18 protein-coding genes are annotated in these 16,610 nt (G+C 44.8%); 5 read left to right on the top strand and 13 right to left on the bottom strand.

The annotated features are described in order from the left end of the window. Positions 1 to 102 precede the first annotated feature (102 nt). Positions 103 to 306 (top strand): YlaI family protein, encoded by a 204-nt coding sequence (locus tag Q7C19_RS07260; protein WP_035406716.1) that lies wholly within the window; start codon positions 103 to 105, stop codon positions 304 to 306. A gap of 43 nt (positions 307 to 349) precedes the next feature. Here the strand turns inward: Q7C19_RS07260 and Q7C19_RS07265 are convergent, their stop codons facing one another. The 3 genes from Q7C19_RS07265 to typA form a co-directional block, all read right to left on the bottom strand. Further along, entirely contained in the window at positions 350 to 1,444 is a 1,095-nt protein-coding gene (locus tag Q7C19_RS07265; protein ID WP_375091913.1) for a PQQ-dependent sugar dehydrogenase, read from the bottom strand. Positions 1,445 to 1,566: 122 nt separating this feature from the next. Next, positions 1,567 to 1,920 carry a YlaH-like family protein gene (locus tag Q7C19_RS07270; protein ID WP_058264776.1) on the bottom strand — a complete coding sequence of 118 codons (354 nt, stop codon included), beginning with the start codon at positions 1,918 to 1,920 and terminating at the stop codon, positions 1,567 to 1,569. 26 nt (positions 1,921 to 1,946) lie between these two features. Continuing rightward, a complete protein-coding gene (gene typA / locus Q7C19_RS07275) occupies positions 1,947 to 3,794 on the bottom strand; it encodes a translational GTPase TypA (RefSeq protein ID WP_035406711.1) in 1,848 nt (615 codons plus the stop codon). Between the two features lie 184 nt (positions 3,795 to 3,978). On the opposite strand from typA, the gene Q7C19_RS07280 reads away from it, so the two are divergent. After that, positions 3,979 to 4,149, top strand: a complete 171-nt coding sequence (locus tag Q7C19_RS07280) for a DUF5325 family protein (protein ID WP_162236131.1) — start codon at positions 3,979 to 3,981, stop codon at positions 4,147 to 4,149. 40 nt (positions 4,150 to 4,189) lie between these two features. On the opposite strand, the gene Q7C19_RS07285 is transcribed toward Q7C19_RS07280, so the two are convergent. The 3 genes from Q7C19_RS07285 to Q7C19_RS07295 all read right to left on the bottom strand — a co-directional run bounded on the left by Q7C19_RS07285 (position 4,190) and on the right by Q7C19_RS07295 (position 5,847). After that, positions 4,190 to 4,975, bottom strand: coding sequence for an inositol monophosphatase family protein (locus Q7C19_RS07285; RefSeq protein WP_035406708.1), 786 nt, complete (start codon positions 4,973 to 4,975; stop codon positions 4,190 to 4,192). Positions 4,976 to 5,099: 124 nt separating this feature from the next. Further along, on the bottom strand, positions 5,100 to 5,288 hold the full coding sequence (locus tag Q7C19_RS07290; RefSeq protein ID WP_023468845.1) for a hypothetical protein: 189 nt from the start codon (positions 5,286 to 5,288) through the stop codon (positions 5,100 to 5,102). A gap of 283 nt (positions 5,289 to 5,571) precedes the next feature. Continuing rightward, positions 5,572 to 5,847: a UPF0223 family protein gene (locus Q7C19_RS07295; RefSeq protein WP_375091914.1), complete on the bottom strand. Its 276-nt coding sequence runs from the start codon at positions 5,845 to 5,847 to the stop codon at positions 5,572 to 5,574. A 130-nt stretch (positions 5,848 to 5,977) separates the two neighbouring features. Here Q7C19_RS07295 and Q7C19_RS07300 point away from each other — a divergent pair, with 130 nt between their 5' ends. Beyond that, on the top strand, positions 5,978 to 7,465 hold the full coding sequence (locus Q7C19_RS07300) for an aminotransferase class I/II-fold pyridoxal phosphate-dependent enzyme (protein ID WP_035406702.1): 1,488 nt from the start codon (positions 5,978 to 5,980) through the stop codon (positions 7,463 to 7,465). A 61-nt stretch (positions 7,466 to 7,526) separates the two neighbouring features. Here Q7C19_RS07300 and Q7C19_RS07305 read toward each other — a convergent pair whose 3' ends face one another. The 5 genes from Q7C19_RS07305 to pdhA all read right to left on the bottom strand — a co-directional run bounded on the left by Q7C19_RS07305 (position 7,527) and on the right by pdhA (position 12,807). Then, positions 7,527 to 7,832, bottom strand: a complete 306-nt coding sequence (locus Q7C19_RS07305; RefSeq protein WP_375091915.1) for an SAV0927 family protein — start codon at positions 7,830 to 7,832, stop codon at positions 7,527 to 7,529. A 107-nt stretch (positions 7,833 to 7,939) separates the two neighbouring features. Next, on the bottom strand, positions 7,940 to 9,352 hold the full coding sequence (lpdA, locus tag Q7C19_RS07310) for a dihydrolipoyl dehydrogenase (RefSeq protein WP_056062389.1): 1,413 nt from the start codon (positions 9,350 to 9,352) through the stop codon (positions 7,940 to 7,942). A gap of 3 nt (positions 9,353 to 9,355) precedes the next feature. Beyond that, positions 9,356 to 10,642 carry a dihydrolipoamide acetyltransferase family protein gene (locus tag Q7C19_RS07315; RefSeq protein ID WP_375091916.1) on the bottom strand — a complete coding sequence of 429 codons (1,287 nt, stop codon included), beginning with the start codon at positions 10,640 to 10,642 and terminating at the stop codon, positions 9,356 to 9,358. A gap of 101 nt (positions 10,643 to 10,743) precedes the next feature. Continuing rightward, positions 10,744 to 11,721 carry an alpha-ketoacid dehydrogenase subunit beta gene (locus tag Q7C19_RS07320; RefSeq protein ID WP_035406692.1) on the bottom strand — a complete coding sequence of 326 codons (978 nt, stop codon included), beginning with the start codon at positions 11,719 to 11,721 and terminating at the stop codon, positions 10,744 to 10,746. Between the two features lie 3 nt (positions 11,722 to 11,724). Further along, the gene (gene pdhA / locus Q7C19_RS07325; protein WP_035406689.1) at positions 11,725 to 12,807 is read right to left on the bottom strand and encodes a pyruvate dehydrogenase (acetyl-transferring) E1 component subunit alpha; all 1,083 of its coding nucleotides are present in this window, start codon (positions 12,805 to 12,807) and stop codon (positions 11,725 to 11,727) included. Between the two features lie 377 nt (positions 12,808 to 13,184). Between pdhA and def the strand changes: the two genes are divergently transcribed. Next, complete coding sequence (def, locus tag Q7C19_RS07330) at positions 13,185 to 13,724, top strand: peptide deformylase (RefSeq protein ID WP_023468853.1); 540 nt, start codon at positions 13,185 to 13,187, stop codon at positions 13,722 to 13,724. Between the two features lie 46 nt (positions 13,725 to 13,770). On the opposite strand, the gene rnjA is transcribed toward def, so the two are convergent. Together rnjA and Q7C19_RS07340 are read right to left on the bottom strand one after the other, a co-directional pair. Beyond that, on the bottom strand, positions 13,771 to 15,438 hold the full coding sequence (rnjA, locus tag Q7C19_RS07335; RefSeq protein WP_035406688.1) for a ribonuclease J1: 1,668 nt from the start codon (positions 15,436 to 15,438) through the stop codon (positions 13,771 to 13,773). Continuing rightward, complete coding sequence (locus tag Q7C19_RS07340) at positions 15,435 to 15,650, bottom strand: DNA-dependent RNA polymerase subunit epsilon (RefSeq protein WP_029342182.1); 216 nt, start codon at positions 15,648 to 15,650, stop codon at positions 15,435 to 15,437. The genes rnjA and Q7C19_RS07340 overlap by 4 nt, the downstream gene beginning before the upstream one ends. A 173-nt stretch (positions 15,651 to 15,823) precedes the next feature. Between Q7C19_RS07340 and Q7C19_RS07345 the strand changes: the two genes are divergently transcribed. Next, entirely contained in the window at positions 15,824 to 16,600 is a 777-nt protein-coding gene (locus Q7C19_RS07345; RefSeq protein ID WP_035406686.1) for a Cof-type HAD-IIB family hydrolase, read from the top strand. Positions 16,601 to 16,610 lie beyond the last annotated feature (10 nt).

The following is a 16,610-nucleotide window of genomic DNA, read 5'->3' on the forward strand; positions in this document are numbered from 1 at the left end:
ATGACTTAGTGATGATATTTCGAGATATACTTCTCGATTCCCTTTTTTACATCTGAATAATCTTCTAATATGATATACTAAGAAAAAAAGGGAGGACCCGACATGCGAGTGAAATGTACGATTTGCGATAAGCGTGAGACGATTGATGATTGGTCCTTCACGGCGAAGCGATTACGCAATAAACCAGTTCGTGTCCATCTATGTGATGAGTGTCGATCTCGCGTAGAAGAACGGACACTTGAACGCCATGCCTCTGGACAATTTCATTTATACCCTACTTGGGAAACAAAACGAAAACACTGGTAAATAAAAGGTCTGTGGGAAACTTCCCTGGCAGACCTTTTTTTGTTCACCGCTTGATTCGAACCAATCGATCATCCTCGGTCGACGGAGTCCCTCTACCATCTGTATTGTTCGTAATATAATAAATTGACGTCTCATCAATCCACACATCGCGAATCCGCCCTTGATTTTCGACAATCGTTTTGACCTGTTTCGTCTTTAGATTAATCGCTTGTAATCGTTGACCTACAAGTGTTGCAAAATACAACGTATCATCCGCTTCTGCAATCCCACTTGGTGCAACGGATCGCTCTCCCACTTCGTACCACGGTGTCACGAGTCCCTCTGCTTTCTCTGTTCCTTCAATCGTTGGCCATCCATAATTTTTTTGTTCAATTCGATTAATTTCATCGTGTCCACTTTGTCCGTGCTCACTTGCATACAGTTGGTCATCGACGAAAACAAGCCCTTGTGGATTTCGGTGACCAAGACTATAGACATAGCCTTTTTGATTCCCCTTGAACGGTTTTCCTTCAGGTGTGATGCGTAAAATTTTTCCTGCAAGTGAATCGATGTCTTGCGCCAGTTCAGGATTTGCTGCGTCTCCTGCTGTGACGTAGAGTGCACCTTCTGGACCCCACTCAAGTCGTCCTCCGTTGTGAATCGTCGCTCCCGGAATATCGTCGAGTAACACACGCTCTTCGACCCACTGATGGCCTTCCTCTTTGATTGCAATGACACGATTGGTCGCTTGATTTTGTTTTGCATACGTATGATAGACGTATGCCGTCTTATTATTCTTAAAATCAGGGTCAAGTACCATACCGAGTAATCCACTTTCTCCTTCAGCAATTACATCTTTCTTCAGTTGCAAGCGCATCCTCTCATAATCACCTTGTTTTCCTTTGACGATTGTTCCTTCGCGCTCTGTAATATAAAAAGTCTCTCCTTCGCGAACGATATTCCATGGGGCGTTTAGCTCTTTAAATACGACTCCTTCTTGCGTTTGTGATGATTGCGTATCTTCTTGATTACCTGAATCCTGTTGATTGTTTTTTTGTGTCTTCTGATTGGTTTCCTTTGTTGACGATTCTTCTGACGTTTGTGTACAGCCGATCAGAATACCCGCTAACAGCAGGGGTATGACATACCTTATTTTCACTGTTTTCTCCCCCCTTTTAGTATCCCTGTTCCCGCTACGCTTTAAATCATGCATCTGAATTAGCACAAAAAAAGAACGAACCTCCGAAGAGATTCGTTCTTTTGATTCATGACATGCTTCCGTCAAGAAGCTGTCCGTTCACGTTCACGCTTGACCATCCACATCCGGAAGCGATAAATACCAAGTACGAAGACCATCGCAAGGAGTACTTCAGGAATCGGCCATGTCCAGAAGACAAGCGTCAATGCTGCCGAGAAGACAGCGAGCAACAGATAGACGATCAGTGATTTCCACCATGCTAGTTCCTTAGCAAATCCTAACTTAAAGACGACAAGCGTCAAGATGACGACGGTGATCATTAAAGGATAAAATCCCGTTTCGATGTTATTCGGATCACTTCCGACACCGAGAAGTTTCGCGATGAACGGAATATCGTATTTCGGAAAATCAGAAGCAACGGCAGCTTGTGCATTCATTGCCAATCCCCCTATTCGTTCAAGACTCAATCTTTACCTAGACGACGACGTTTTTCTTGCTTTTCACGTTCGTTTTTGTTCAAGACTTGTTTACGGAGACGAACCGATTGTGGTGTGATTTCACAGTACTCATCTTCATTCAAGAATGTCAACGACTCTTCAAGTGAGAAGACACGTGGACGTTTAAGAACGTTCGTTGAGTCTTTTGCAGATGCACGCATGTTCGTTAATTGTTTTGCTTTAACGACGTTGACAGCGAGATCGACATCACGGTTACATTCGCCGATGATCATACCTTCGTATACTTCAATACCAGGCTCGATGAAGATCGTTCCGCGGTCTTCAAGAGCTGAGATCGCGTAAGCAGTTGCTTTACCCGTTTCGATTGAGACCATAACACCACTACGACGTCCACCGATATCCGCTTGGATGAACGGACGGTATTCTTCGAACGTGTGGTTCATGATTCCGTATCCGCGTGTAGCAGAAAGGAATTCGTTACGGTAACCGATCAAACCACGTGAAGGAACGATGAATTCCATTTTCGTTTGACCGTTGTCCATTGTTTGCATGTTCGTTAATTCACCTTTACGGAGACCAATCGATTCCATGACAGAACCTGTGTACTCTTCTGGTGTATCGATGACGACGCGTTCGAATGGCTCGACTTTGACACCTTCTTCTTCTTTGATGATAACTTGCGGTTTAGATACTTGGATTTCGTATCCTTCACGGCGCATGTTCTCGATCAAGATCCCGAGGTGAAGCTCCCCACGACCAGAAACGATCCAGCGGTCCGGTGAATCCGTGTTTTCGATACGGAGTGAAACGTCCGTCTCAAGTTCTTTTTCAAGACGCTCTTCGATTTTACGTGAAGTAACAAGATCCCCTTCACGACCAGCGAATGGCGAGTTATTGACGATGAATGTCATTTGAAGCGTTGGCTCATCGATACGTAATAATGGGAGTGGATCAACGTGTGAAGTTGGGCAAACTGTTTCACCGACGTTGATGTCTTCCATACCAGCGATCGCAATCAAGTCTCCTGCTTTTGCAGTTTCGATTTCGACACGTTTTAGACCGAAGTAACCGAACAACTTCGTGACACGGAAGTTCTTCGTTGAACCGTCAAGTTTTGAAAGTGAAACGCTATCGCCAACTTTGATTTCGCCACGGAAGACACGACCAACACCGATCCGTCCGAGGTAGTTATCATAGTCAAGCATCGTAACTTGGAACTGAAGTGGCTCCATTGTGTTATCGACAGGTGCTGGTGTATGCTCAAGAATTAAATCAAGAACGTTCGTGATTGTATCTTCTTGTTTATCTAATTCAGGTTCGAATGAACTTGAGCCGTTGACTGCCGATGCATAAACGACTGGGAATTCGAGTTGATCTTCGTCAGCTCCGAGGTCGATCAAGAGATCCACGACTTCGTCGACGACTTCAAGAGGACGGACCATCGGTTTGTCGATTTTGTTGACGACGACAATTGGTTGAAGTCCTTGCTCGAGTGCTTTTTTCAAAACGAAACGTGTTTGTGGCATACAGCCTTCACGTGCATCGACAACGAGGATGACGCCATCCACCATACGCATGATTCGCTCAACTTCTCCACCGAAATCGGCGTGTCCTGGCGTATCAACGATGTTGATGCGTGTGTTTTTGTAGTCGATTGCAGTGTTTTTCGCAAGAATCGTGATTCCACGTTCCCGCTCGATGTCATTTGAGTCCATTGCGCGTTCTTCGACTTGTTCGTTCGTACGGAACGTACCAGACTGTTTTAAAAGCTCATCGACTAATGTTGTTTTACCATGGTCAACGTGAGCGATGATCGCAACGTTGCGTAAATCATTTCGTACTAATGTTGTCATAGGTGTGTACCTCTTTCTATTCATTTAAATAAATCTTATCATACTTTCGGTCAACTTTAAGAGTATAGCACAGGTAGAGTCCTAATTGGCAATGACTAAGATTCGACATCATCTCGAAAGCCTTTTCATTATTCTTCATTCACGCTACACTGTTAACGTACTCACGGGTAGAGGGGGAAAAAACATGCGTCTACTATTTTTGTTACTTGCCATGCTTGCAGTAGGATCCATGGCAGGCATCGGCATTTTCATCGCGGAACAAAACGTACCGATGACGATCGCCTCTGTCGTCTTGATGATAGTTGCGATGGGTGCCGGATTCGTTTTAAAGGCACGTTTGCGCAAACAAACATGACTGAGAAGGTTCCTTTCGTTTAAAACGAAAGGACCTTTTTTCAATCCTCTTGTGTTTGTACAAACGTCAATACATCTTCAACGAATGTCTGGCTCCCTGCTAATACACTCGTTTGCTCGAGAAACGACATCGGCTCTCCGGTAATCGTCCCGACACGTCCACCAAGCTCTTCAATCAATAATTGACCGGCTGCATAATCCCAAGGCATGTTACGCATCGTGATATATCCATCAACGCGTCCGGCAGCCGTCCATGCGAGTTCAAGGGAAGCTGCACCAATCGCTCGTACACCTACTGCGTGTCGCACGAGCGGAGCAAGACGATCCGTGTTAATTCGACGGTTCGGCGTCACCCAGGTAGCATTCATACAGATGATCGCTTCCTTAACGCTCCGTTCTGTCAGTTGAGGTAACCGAATACCGTTTTGATAAGCCCCTTGTCCTTTGATGACATGAAATAGCTCGTCAGCCATGACATCATAAACAAATCCGTACCGTAATTCCCCTTCCATCATGATCGCAATTGAGATGGCGAACATTCGCTTTTGACGGATGAAGTTCATCGTTCCGTCGATCGGATCAACGAACCAAATCGTACCTTCGAGTGTATCGGGTCGAGCGATGCGCCCCTCTTCACCATAAATATGATGATCCGGATAGCGATCTAGAATACCTTTAATCAATAAATCCTCGACGGCTTGATCAATCTCCGTCACTAAATCACTTTTTCCGGTTTTCTGTTCAATGTGATACGACACATCAATCTTTTCGCGAATGTATTTCCCTGCTCGCTTGATCAAGTCTATCGCATCCAACTCGATTTGCATCTTCCTTCACTCCTTCATCATCGTTTCCAGCTTCTTCTATAGTAACAAAAAAAGAAAACCAGCGAACGATTCGCTGGTTGAAGTAGTGATATTTTATTATAAGGTAGAGAAAAGGACGTTGAAATCAAGCTTCAAGACGTACCATCTCTTGACGATATTTTTCGAGGCGCTCTTTACTTGCACCAACAGCTTCTGCGTCACTTGCCACCATCGCATCATGTAATGTAGCAAGCTCATAGTCGATTTCGAGACGCAATACAGGAATGCGTTTTTCTGCATCTTTTCTCTTGTATGCTTCTATCACTTGTTTCACAGTAACCACACTCCTTCGCGGGATAAACAGAAGTTTAATTTGTCAGACAATTGCGACTTATCAGTGGATTGAATCAATAATAGTACGATTCAACTTAGATGTAAAGCATCTAATTTTAAAAAATACAGTTTCACATATTTGTAAGGATAACGTCTTGTATGTAGTATATAGCCGCTTCCCTTCCACTTTAAACAAATGATGATCATTTTCCGCACATTTCCAGTCCGTATAAAAGATAAGACTCCTATACGATCGCATAGGAGTCTTATCTTTTATGATGTCATTATTTTTTCATGCGCACGATTGGATCTTCTTGGCGTTTTGCCTGTTGCATCGTCCGATAACTTGAGCAACCTGTCTCTTCCATATAAAACTGATCCCACTGTTTTTCCTCGGATTTCGAGGTGACGATTTGCTTAAATTCCCGATATGCCTCGAGCAAACGTTGTCGTTCTACACCTGATTCATACGCTTGTTCGACTAAATTGAAAAAGTCGATGACTTTCACAATTTCTTCCGTCGACCAATCGGAATTGAGCGGATAATTCAATGCCATCATTCCCACTTCCTTTCTGCACTTTTCTATTTTACACGGAAAAGAAGCATAAAACAGTTGCAACCGTCCGAAAACTTGTTATAGTTAGCTTGTTTGATTGTATTTTTATTCGGTTTTAAGGGGGGGAAATCTGGTGCAAACAAAAAGCTTAACACAGCTCGATACACCTTTATTCGATGCGCTACTCGCGCATGCGAAACGTCAACCAATTCAATTTCATATTCCCGGTCATAAAAATGGTCAAGGAATGGATCCAGCCTTTCGATCGTTCATCGGTCAGAATGCGCTCGATATCGATTTAATCAATATCGCTCCCCTTGATGATCTTCATCATCCAAAGGCAATCATTAAGGAAGCTCATCAATTGGCAGCTCAAGCCTTCCATGCCGACGAAACGTTCTTTTCCGTACAAGGAACGTCAACCGCAATCATGGCAATGATCATGAGCGTCGTCGGACCTGATGATAAAATTCTCGTTCCTCGGAATGTTCATAAATCGGTGATGTCAGCTATCGTTCTTTCTGGTGCGCACCCGATTTTCATTCATCCTGAATTCGATGAGACATTTGGTATCGCACACGGTATCACACCAAGCGCGGTAGAACGTGCCCTTGCACTTCATCCTGATACAAAGGCAGTGCTCGTCATCAACCCGACCTATTTCGGCGTTGCTGGCGACTTGGAGAGCATCGTCAAACTTTCCCATAGTAAGGGTATTCCGGTACTCGTCGACGAAGCACACGGCGTCCATATCGCCTTCCACGAAGATATGCCGTTATCTGCAATGCAAGCAGGAGCTGATCTCGCAGCAACGAGTGTCCATAAACTCGGTGGATCACTCACTGGAAGCTCTGTTTTAAACGTTCGCCGGGGTCTTGTCTCTCCGGATAAGGTCCAAGCGGTACTCTCGATGTTGACGACGACTTCAACATCCTATCTACTGCTTGCTTCTCTTGACTGCGCACGGCGCCATCTTGCAATCAACGGTGAAGCGATGAATCGTCGGGCACTCGAACTCGCGACACGGATGCGTTTCGGATTAGCGAAGCTTCCTTATCTCGCCGTTTTCGGCGAATCCGATCTTCATTCAAGTGCGACGTTCGCTTTTGATCCAACGAAAGTGCTCGTTTCCGTTAAGGGACTTGGTATTTCTGGTCACCTTGTCGAAGAGTTTTTGCGTGAAGAACATCGGATCGAAGTTGAACTTTCTGATTTAAATAATATCCTTGTCATCATCACTTCTGGTGACTCGGAAGAGACAATCGATGCATTCCTACATGCGATGTCTTTACTTGTTGCACGCTATCAGAATAATGGCGCTGAAACGACTGATCACTCAATCGTCCTTCCAGACATTCCAGCGCTCGCTCTCAGCCCACGTGATGCTTTCTATGAAGAAACAGAGACAATTCCGTTAGTCGATGCGGTCGGACGGATTTCAGCTGAATTCATGATGGTGTATCCTCCTGGTATTCCCATCTTTATTCCTGGCGAAATGATCACGGCAGACAATCTTGCCTATATTAAAGAAAACATTGAAGCTGGTCTTCCGGTTCAAGGTCTTGAGGATCATTCGCTCGAGACGATCAAAGTCATTCAGCAATCGAATGCAATTCGGTGAAGACAAAACAAAGCAGTAATCCTTACTAGATGAGGATTACTGCTTTTTTAATTGGATCGTTTCATTCTGCATATTCATCGTTTGGCGAACAAGGAATGAATGCCGCTAATGCTTCACCAATTAATGCAACATCCTCTTGCTCAATTGCAAAAGTACGAGCTAAAACTTCTCCATTTAACACATCCTGTTGATCAAATAACGCTGACTGACCACCAGTTAAACTAACGACGAGTACTTTCCAAAAAAATTGTCCTGTACAGATGACAGCGAAATCATAGCGAGCGAATGCGGTCGTCCAGCCTACAAAGCGAACCTTATCCATCTCTGATACGTAATACAGCTCCTCTAAGGCAGTCACGGATTTCATATGCGTCCACCCTCTCCATTTTTTATTCTTTTCCTTTTTTGAATCAAGACAAAACAAAAAAAACACCTCATACACGGTCGGCTCCCCGTGCATGAGGTGTTTCGGAATTATTTAATGATATGGATCGGGCTACCGATTGCAACTTCAGCAGTTTCCATTGCGATTTCACCAAGTGATGGGTGCGCGTGGATTGTGAGTGCGATATCTTCAGCTGTCATACCAGACTCGATTGCGAGTCCCATTTCAGCGATCATATCAGAAGCGCCTGTACCAGCGATTTGCGCGCCGATCAAGAGACCATCTGATTTACGAGTAATCATTTTCAAGAAGCCGTCTGGCTCGTTGAGTGCAAGTGCACGACCATTCGCAGCGTAAGGGAATTTAGACGCGACATAGTCGAGTCCTTCTTCTTTCGCTTGTGCTTCCGTGTAACCGACTGTAGCGAGTTCTGGGTCTGTGAAGACGACCGCTGGAATCGCGCTGTAGTCGAGGTATGCAGGGTGTCCTGCAGCTGCTTCAGCAGCGATTTTAGCTTCGAATGAAGCTTTGTGCGCAAGTGGTGGTCCTGGAACGATATCACCGATTGCGTAAATGTTTTCGTTTGAAGTACGGCACTGATCGTCGATTTCAACAAGACCACGGTCGCTGACTTTGACTTCTGCCATTTCAAGACCAAGATCACTTGTGTTAGGACGACGACCAACAGTGACGAGGACGTAGTCCGCTTCAACTGTTTGTGCTTCACCGTTGACTTCGAATGTTACTTTAACACCATCTTCTGACTCTTCCACACTTTGTGCAAGTGCTTCGTTGTGGATCGTGATGTTACCTTTTTGTTTGAGCTTTTTCTTGACGACTTGTGTCATAGCAGGCTCGAAACCAGAAAGGATGTCTTTTGTTCCTTCAAGAATGACGACTTCTGTATCGAAGTTCGCATACGCTGTACCAAGCTCCATCCCGATGTATCCGCCACCGATGACGATGAGTTTTTTCGGGATTTCAGGAAGGTTCAATGCGCCTGTTGAAGAAAGAACGCGTTTTGACCATTTGAAAGCTGGAAGTTCGATTGGAGTCGAACCAGTCGCGATGATACATTTCTTGAATTTGTAAGGAGTCGAAGAATCTTCGTTGATGATACGAACTGTATCTTCTGATTGGAAGTAAGCTTCCCCAACGACAGTCTCGACTTTGTTACCTTTAAGAAGACCACTAACGCCGCCAGTCAATTTGTTGACGACAGATTGTTTCCAAGATTGAACTTTCGAGAAATCGACAGTTGCATTCTCAGAAGTGATCCCCATATCGCTTGAACCTTTAGCGTGCTGGAAGTTATGTCCTGCAGTGATCAAGGCTTTTGATGGGATACATCCTACGTTTAAGCAGACACCGCCGACGTTTTCACGTTCAACGATTGTTACTTTCATACCAAGTTGCGCGCCGCGGATTGCAGCAACGTAACCACCAGGGCCAGCCCCGATTACGAGTAAATCTGTTTCTTGTGCGAATTCACCTACTACCATTGCTTATCCCTCCATGATGAGAAGTTGTGGGTCGTTCAATAGGCGTTTAACTAAGTTAAGCGCGTTTTGTGCAGTTGCACCATCGATGAGACGGTGGTCGAAGCTGAATGAAAGTGCAAGAACTGGTGCAGCAACGATTTCGCCGTTTTTGACGACCGCTTTTTCAGCGATACGACCGATACCGAGGATTGCAACTTCTGGGTGGTTGATGACTGGTGTGAACCATTGACCGCCAGCAGAACCGATGTTAGTGATCGTGATTGATCCGCCTTTCATCTCGTCGCCAGAAAGTTTTCCGTCACGTGCTTTACCAGCAAGGTCATTGATGTTGTCAGCAAGTGCGAAGATCGATTTACGATCTGCATCTTTGACGACTGGTACGACAAGACCGTTGTCTGTATCAGCAGCAATACCGATGTTGAAGTAGTTTTTGTAGACGATTTCTTCGTTTACATCGTCGATTGATGCGTTGATTGCCGGGTATTTTTTAGCAGCAGCAGTCAATGCTTTTACGACGAACGGAAGGTAAGTCAATTTCGTACCTTGAGCAGCCGCAACTTCTTTGAAGTTTTTACGGAGTGCAACGAGGTTCGTAACATCCACTTCGTCCATGAGTGTTACGTGTGGAGCTGTATGTTTCGAATTAACCATTGCTTTCGAAATCGCTTTACGGATTCCTTTGATTTTCTCGCGTGTTTCAAGTTCAGGTTGAGCAGCAACGTATGGCTTCACTTCTGTTTTTGGTGCAGAAGCAGCTGGTGCTTTTTCTTCAGTTGCTGATGCATCAGAAGTTTGTCCACCGTTTGCGAATGCATCGATGTCTTCTTTAACGACACGACCGTTGTCTCCAGAACCTTGGACTTCACGGATGTCGACACCTTTTTCACGTGCATATTTACGGACAGATGGCATCGCGATGACGCGTTCTGATTTATGGATTTGAACCTCGTTTGGTTTGTCTTCCACTTTTTGATCCGTATCTTGAACGTCTTTCGCATTTTCTTCAGCTTTTGGTTGCTCTGCTTCTTCAGAAGGAGCAGAACCTTCGCCTTCGACTTCGAAAGTGATGAGGACGTCGCCAACGACAGCTACGACACCTTCGTCAACTTTTACTTCTTTAACAGTACCATCAACTGGCGATGGAATTTCAACGACTGCTTTATCGTTTTGTACTTCAAGAAGAACATCATCTTCTTTGACAGTGTCGCCCGCTTTTACGAACCACTTTACGATTTCACCTTCATGAATACCCTCACCGATATCCGGCAATTTGAATTCAAATAAACCCATTTGAATATGCCTCCTTTTAGTTCACTCTTCTAGTCGATTGTTATCTGTAAAAACGGAAGCAAGGAGAGAATGTACCCCTCTCCTTATTTTCCGAAATGCTCTTAGAAATTGTAGACAGTCTTGACTTTCTCGACGATATCTTTGTGATCCGGGATCCAGACGTCTTCACCTTGTGCGAATGGGAAGATCGTATCTGGAGCAGCAACACGAAGAATCGGTGCTTCGAGGTCAAGGATTGCACGTTCTTGGATTTCAGTTGCAACCATTGCAGCGATACCCGCTTGTTTTTGTGCTTCTTGAACGACGACGACACGGTTTGTTTTCTTGACAGAAGCAAGAATCGTATCGATATCGATCGGGCTGATCGTCATCAAGTCGATGATTTCGACGCTGATGTTTTCTTTTTCGAGCTCTTCTGCTGCTTTAAGTGAAGCGTGCACCATCGCACCGTAAGTGACGATTGTTACATCTGTACCTTCACGTTTTACATCAGCTTTTCCGAGTTCGATCGTGTAATCGCCCTCTGGCACTTCACCGCGGAATGAACGGTAGAGTTTCATGTGCTCGAGGAATACGACTGGGTCGTTATCACGGATTGACGCGATCAAGAGACCTTTTGCATCGTATGGTGTTGAAGGAATGACAACTTTAAGTCCTGGTGACTGAGCCATGAGTCCTTCGAGGTTATCTGCGTGAAGTTCCGGTGTTTTAACACCGCCACCGAATGGTGAACGGATTGTTACAGGTGCATTGTATGTGCCACCTGAACGGTAACGGAGACGCGCGAGTTGTGCTGCAACTGAATCGAATACTTCGAATACGAATCCGAAGAATTGGATTTCCATGATTGGACGGAATCCTGTCAGACTGAATCCGACAGCAAGACCACCAATACCTGATTCCGCAAGTGGTGTATCGAAGACACGGTCTTCGCCGAGCTCATCTTGAAGACCTTCTGTCGCACGGAATACCCCACCGTTTTTACCGACGTCTTCACCGAACAAGAGAACTTGTTCGTCGCGTTTCATCTCGACGCGCATTGCGTCAGTGATCGCTTGGATCATCGTCATTTGTGCCATGGGTTATTTCGACTCCTTTGCTGTATACTCATCAAGCTGCTCTTGCAGGTTTAGTGGAAGCTTCTCAGCCATCACGTTGATGAAATCTGTAACTTTTTGTTTTGGTTCTTTGTCAGCTTGTGCAAGTGCTTCCTTAACGTCAGCTTTAGCTTGCTCGATGACTTCGTTCTCTTTATCTTCGTTCCAAAGACCTTTTGCTTCCATGAAAGCACGGAAACGGACGAGTGGATCTTGTGCTTGATACTCATCATCCATGTCTTTTGTACGGTAACGTGTTGGATCATCACCAGCGAGTGTGTGTGGTCCATAACGGTAAGTCAATGTTTCAATCAATGTCGGAACACCGTTAAGTGCTTCTACGCGTGCTTGTTTCGTAGCTGCGTATACAGCAAGAACGTCCATACCGTCGACTTGGATACCATTGATACCAGCAGCAACAGCTTTTTGAGCGATTGTTTTCGCCATAGATTGTTTTTCGACAGGTGTCGAGATTGCGAAACGGTTGTTTTGAACGACGAAGATTGCAGGTGCTTTGAAAGCTCCAGCGAAGTTCATACCTTCATAGAAGTCCCCTTGTGAAGAACCACCATCACCTGTGTAAGTGATCGCTACTTGTTCTTTACCGCTTTTCTTAAGACCGAGAGCAACACCAGCCGCTTGAACGATCTGCGCACCGATGATGATTTGTGGCATTAAGACGTTAACACCTTCAGGAATCTGACCACCTGTGATGTGACCGCGTGAGAACAAGAATGCTTTGTAAAGTGGGAAGCCATGGAAGACCATTTGTGGAATATCACGGTATCCAGGAAGAATCCAGTCATCTTTATCCAAAGCGAATTGCGTACCGATCATTGACGCTTCTTGTCCAGCTACTGGAGCGTAGAAACCAAGACGTCCTTGACGGTTAAGTGAGATTGCACGTTGGTCCCAGATACGTGTGTATACGAGACGGCGCATTAATTCCGTAAGCTCTTCATCCGAGAGGTCTGGCATAGCGTCTTTATTGACGACTTCACCTTTCTCGTCAAGAATGCGGAACGTTTCAAAGTTTTCTTCCACGTTTTTAAACATGTTTACGTTCATCTTTTCACCTCATCCTTTCACTGCGTTCAGCGAAATATTCCTCTGACTGATTTGCCCACATGACAATAGTGTCCAAAAAACGAAGTCCCGTGTGACTATCCTTTGAACATGTGTCTGTGTACCTATTCAGTTGAGTAAACTGTATTATCATGAATCGACACGTTATAGTGTCTTGTTCATTACGTTACAAGTATAAATCTGTAACACCTTAAAATCAAAGGAAATGTTTTATTTTTTTCGCGTTTCACATTGTGAATTCAATCACAAAACTAGAATATTCCATCTTCTGTATCATTCGATATTTTCCTACTGTGTTAGTTGTCATCATTCCCCACTTTCCTATGCTATACTTTTTGTAGACGAAAGGAGTGTTGTTCATGATCACCATGAATGAAATCGTACGCGAAGACGTTCCTGCTCTTCACGAACGGTCAGTAGAAGTGACCTTCCCTCTCAGCGATGAGGATAAGGAAACGATGCGACTCATGCGCGAGTTCCTCGCCAACAGTCAAGATGATGAAATTGCGAAGAAATACGATTTACGAAGCGGCATTGGACTTGCAGCACCACAAATCGGTGTCAACAAGCGCATGTTCGCAATCCGCTTACCGGATGGTGATGATTTGCTGGAATTTGGTATCTATAATCCAAAAATCATCAGTCATTCCGTCGAGCAGACGTATTTAACGGGCGGCGAAGGATGTCTGTCCGTCGACCGTGAAGTCGAAGGACATGTACCGCGCTATATGCGTATTACCCTAACTGGCATCGATCATAACGGAAATCCTGTAAAATTACGTTTAAAAGGTATGAAAGCAATCGTCTGTCAACACGAATATGATCATTTGGATGGTGTCATGTTCTATGATCGGATCGATAAAAAAGAACCATTCAAGGAATATGGTCCTGCCACATAATACAAAAATCCTCGTTTCCGTTTCCGGAAACGAGGATTTTTTCGAATCAGACTTCCATGATGATCGGCATGACCATCGGATGACGTTGTGTTTTTTCAGTTAAATACGGTGTGAGCGTATCATTGATGACTTGTTTGATGTCCGTCCATTTCGTGTTACGGTTCGCAAGCGATTGATCAAGCGAACGCTTAAGTAGACGTTCAGCATCTTTAATCAAATTACCTGACTCACGCATGTAGACGAAACCACGCGAGATGATATCCGGTCCTGAGACGAGACGATTCGTTTTAGAGTCAAGCGTCACGACAACGACGACAAGTCCCTCTTCTGAGAGAATACGGCGGTCTCGTAAGACGATGTTACCGATATCACCGATTCCTTTTCCATCGACATAAACGGCATTCGCTTGAATCTTCCCAGTGATAGCGGCTGCATTCGCATCTAATGCCAGTACTTCACCGTTATCCATGACGAAGCAGTTCTCTTCCGGTACACCAGCATCCATCGCAAGCGACATATGCTTCTTCAGCATCCGGTATTCCCCGTGAATCGGCATGAAGTATTTCGGATTCAATAGACGTAACATGAGCAACTGCTCTTGTTGACTACCGTGACCTGATGTATGGATATCATTCAGTTTACCGTACATGACATCTGCGCCAGCTTTATATAGCTGATTGATCGTCTTTCCGACAGAAACGACGTTTCCTGGGATTGGTGACGAAGAGAAGATGACGAGATCATCTGGAATGATTGAAATTTGACGGTGTGTTCCGTTTGCGATACGGCTAAGGGCCGCCATCGGTTCTCCTTGTGAACCGGTACAAAGGATCGTCAACTCGTTTGATTTATAACGCTTCATCTCGTTCGGCTCGATGATCGTACCCTTCGGCGCCTTGATGAAGTCAAGTTCTTGACCAATCATCATGACCTTATCCATGCTACGTCCGAAAACGACGATTTTTCGTCCTGCTTCAACAGAAGCATTGACGACTTGTTGGAGACGATAGATGTTCGATGCGAATGTCGCGAAAATGATTCGTCCTTCCGCCTTACGGAAGATGTCTGAAATCGTTTCCCCAACGACACGTTCGCTCATCGTAAAACCTTCCACTTCAGCGTTCGTAGAATCCGATAAGAGGCACAAGACGCCTTCCTTACCAAGTTCAGCCATTTTCGCTAAATCAGCAGGTTCTCCGACCGGTGTGAAATCGAACTTAAAGTCCCCTGTATGCACGATATTGCCTTGTGGTGTCTTGACGACGACACCGAACGAGTTCGGAATCGAGTGTGTCGTACGGAAGAACGAGATACTCGTCTTCCGAAACTTGATGATCGAATCTTCATCGATTTCATGAAGTTCTGCATTCCGAAGCAAACCGTGTTCTTCTAGTTTGACTTTAATGAGACCCATTGCAATTTTTCCAGCGTAAATCGGTAAGTTTACTTGTTTAAGCAAGAAAGGAAGACCGCCAATATGGTCTTCGTGACCGTGCGTGATGAAGACCCCTTTGACCTTATCTTTGTTCTTGATCAAATAAGTGTAGTCCGGAATGACATAGTCGATTCCGAGTAATTCATCCTCAGGGAACATGACACCCGCGTCGATGACGATGATTTCATCTTGGAATTGAACGACATACGTGTTCTTTCCGATTTCCCCGAGTCCACCGAGTGCGAAGACGGCGGCTTGATGGTTTTTGACGAACTTCATTCGAACGTCGCAACCTTGAAGTCAGGATGTTGTTGTTCGTATGTCAAAAATTCTCCACTAACTTCGCGGATGAACTCAATGTTGATCTCTTTGAGGTGGTCAATCGTTGATCGCACGTCACGAATGCTTTCCCCTTCTACATACATCGTTTCTGTCCGTTCACGAACAGGTGCTTCCGAACGAAGCGGTTGGTAAAATACTTTAAAAATCATGTCTAGCAACTCCTTATCAGTACATTGTTTTTTGTCCTTAGTACAGTATACACGATACATGGACTATTTTTCATCCTTATTCCGCATGTTCCCTTCCGGCAACACGCTTTTGGTTATGCTATACTTTCACATGAACAGGTCATTTCGACCAATTAAAAAGAGAAGGTGAAACCATGGCAAATCAGAAAGTCGTCTTTTTCGATATCGACGGAACCTTATTGCATGATGGTCATTTCGTTCCGGAATCAACAAAACAGGCAATTCGTCAACTTCAAGAAAACGGTGTATATGTAGCGCTCGCGACTGGACGCGGTCCCGCAATGTTATCTGGGATTCGTGAGTTGCTCAACATTGATACGATCATCGGTTACAACGGGCAAATTGTCGTTCATCAAAACGAAATCATCTACAAACGTCCACAACCTAAAGTCGATCTGACACATTTGACGCAACAAGCAAAGGAAAACGGACATACGCTTGTCTATCTTGGCGAAACAAAAGGTTTTACAACGAAATCAAATGATTTTCATGTCGTTGATTCGCTCGGAGATCTCGACATGCCGTTACCGCTTCACGATGAAGAAGCCTTCTTGTCTCACGATGTGTTTCAAACGCTTGTCTACTGCACGGCAGAAGAAGAAGCAGATTACATCAAACGTTACGATGCTTTTGATTTCATTCGCTGGCATCCCCATGCGATGGATGTCATCAACGTCGGGTCCTCGAAAGCAGAAGGCATCAAACAGTTCTTGAAATTGACAAACATTCGCCGCGAGGATACCTTCGCTTTTGGAGATGCTCTCAATGACCTTGAAATGCTACGCTATGTCGGAACCGGTATTGCAATGGGCAATGGGCTTCCGGAAACAAAAGCCGCTGCCGATTATGTCACGAAACCAATTCTTGAAGACGGTATCGCACATGGACTCAAAGAATTCCAACTCATCTAATAGATAGATG

Origin of the sequence: Exiguobacterium sp. PHA03 (genome assembly GCF_041945985.1) — a bacterium.
Classification (GTDB): domain Bacteria; phylum Bacillota; class Bacilli; order Exiguobacteriales; family Exiguobacteriaceae; genus Exiguobacterium_A.

Excerpts from the sequence above, each read along its gene's own strand:
- Q7C19_RS07260 (WP_035406716.1), top strand. The coding sequence starts at position 103 with ATGCGAGTGAAATGTACGATTTGCGATAAGCGTGAGACGATTGATGAT.
- Q7C19_RS07270 (WP_058264776.1), bottom strand. The coding sequence starts at position 1,920 with ATGAATGCACAAGCTGCCGTTGCTTCTGATTTTCCGAAATACGATATT.
- typA (WP_035406711.1), bottom strand. The coding sequence starts at position 3,794 with ATGACAACATTAGTACGAAATGATTTACGCAACGTTGCGATCATCGCT.
- Q7C19_RS07280 (WP_162236131.1), top strand. The coding sequence starts at position 3,979 with ATGCGTCTACTATTTTTGTTACTTGCCATGCTTGCAGTAGGATCCATG.
- Q7C19_RS07285 (WP_035406708.1), bottom strand. The coding sequence starts at position 4,975 with ATGCAAATCGAGTTGGATGCGATAGACTTGATCAAGCGAGCAGGGAAA.
- Q7C19_RS07295 (WP_375091914.1), bottom strand. The coding sequence starts at position 5,847 with ATGATGGCATTGAATTATCCGCTCAATTCCGATTGGTCGACGGAAGAA.
- Q7C19_RS07305 (WP_375091915.1), bottom strand. The coding sequence starts at position 7,832 with ATGAAATCCGTGACTGCCTTAGAGGAGCTGTATTACGTATCAGAGATG.
- lpdA (WP_056062389.1), bottom strand. The coding sequence starts at position 9,352 with ATGGTAGTAGGTGAATTCGCACAAGAAACAGATTTACTCGTAATCGGG.
- Q7C19_RS07315 (WP_375091916.1), bottom strand. The coding sequence starts at position 10,642 with ATGGGTTTATTTGAATTCAAATTGCCGGATATCGGTGAGGGTATTCAT.
- Q7C19_RS07320 (WP_035406692.1), bottom strand. The coding sequence starts at position 11,721 with ATGGCACAAATGACGATGATCCAAGCGATCACTGACGCAATGCGCGTC.
- pdhA (WP_035406689.1), bottom strand. The coding sequence starts at position 12,807 with ATGAACGTAAACATGTTTAAAAACGTGGAAGAAAACTTTGAAACGTTC.
- def (WP_023468853.1), top strand. The coding sequence starts at position 13,185 with ATGATCACCATGAATGAAATCGTACGCGAAGACGTTCCTGCTCTTCAC.
- rnjA (WP_035406688.1), bottom strand. The coding sequence starts at position 15,438 with ATGAAGTTCGTCAAAAACCATCAAGCCGCCGTCTTCGCACTCGGTGGA.
- Q7C19_RS07340 (WP_029342182.1), bottom strand. The coding sequence starts at position 15,650 with ATGATTTTTAAAGTATTTTACCAACCGCTTCGTTCGGAAGCACCTGTT.
- Q7C19_RS07345 (WP_035406686.1), top strand. The coding sequence starts at position 15,824 with ATGGCAAATCAGAAAGTCGTCTTTTTCGATATCGACGGAACCTTATTG.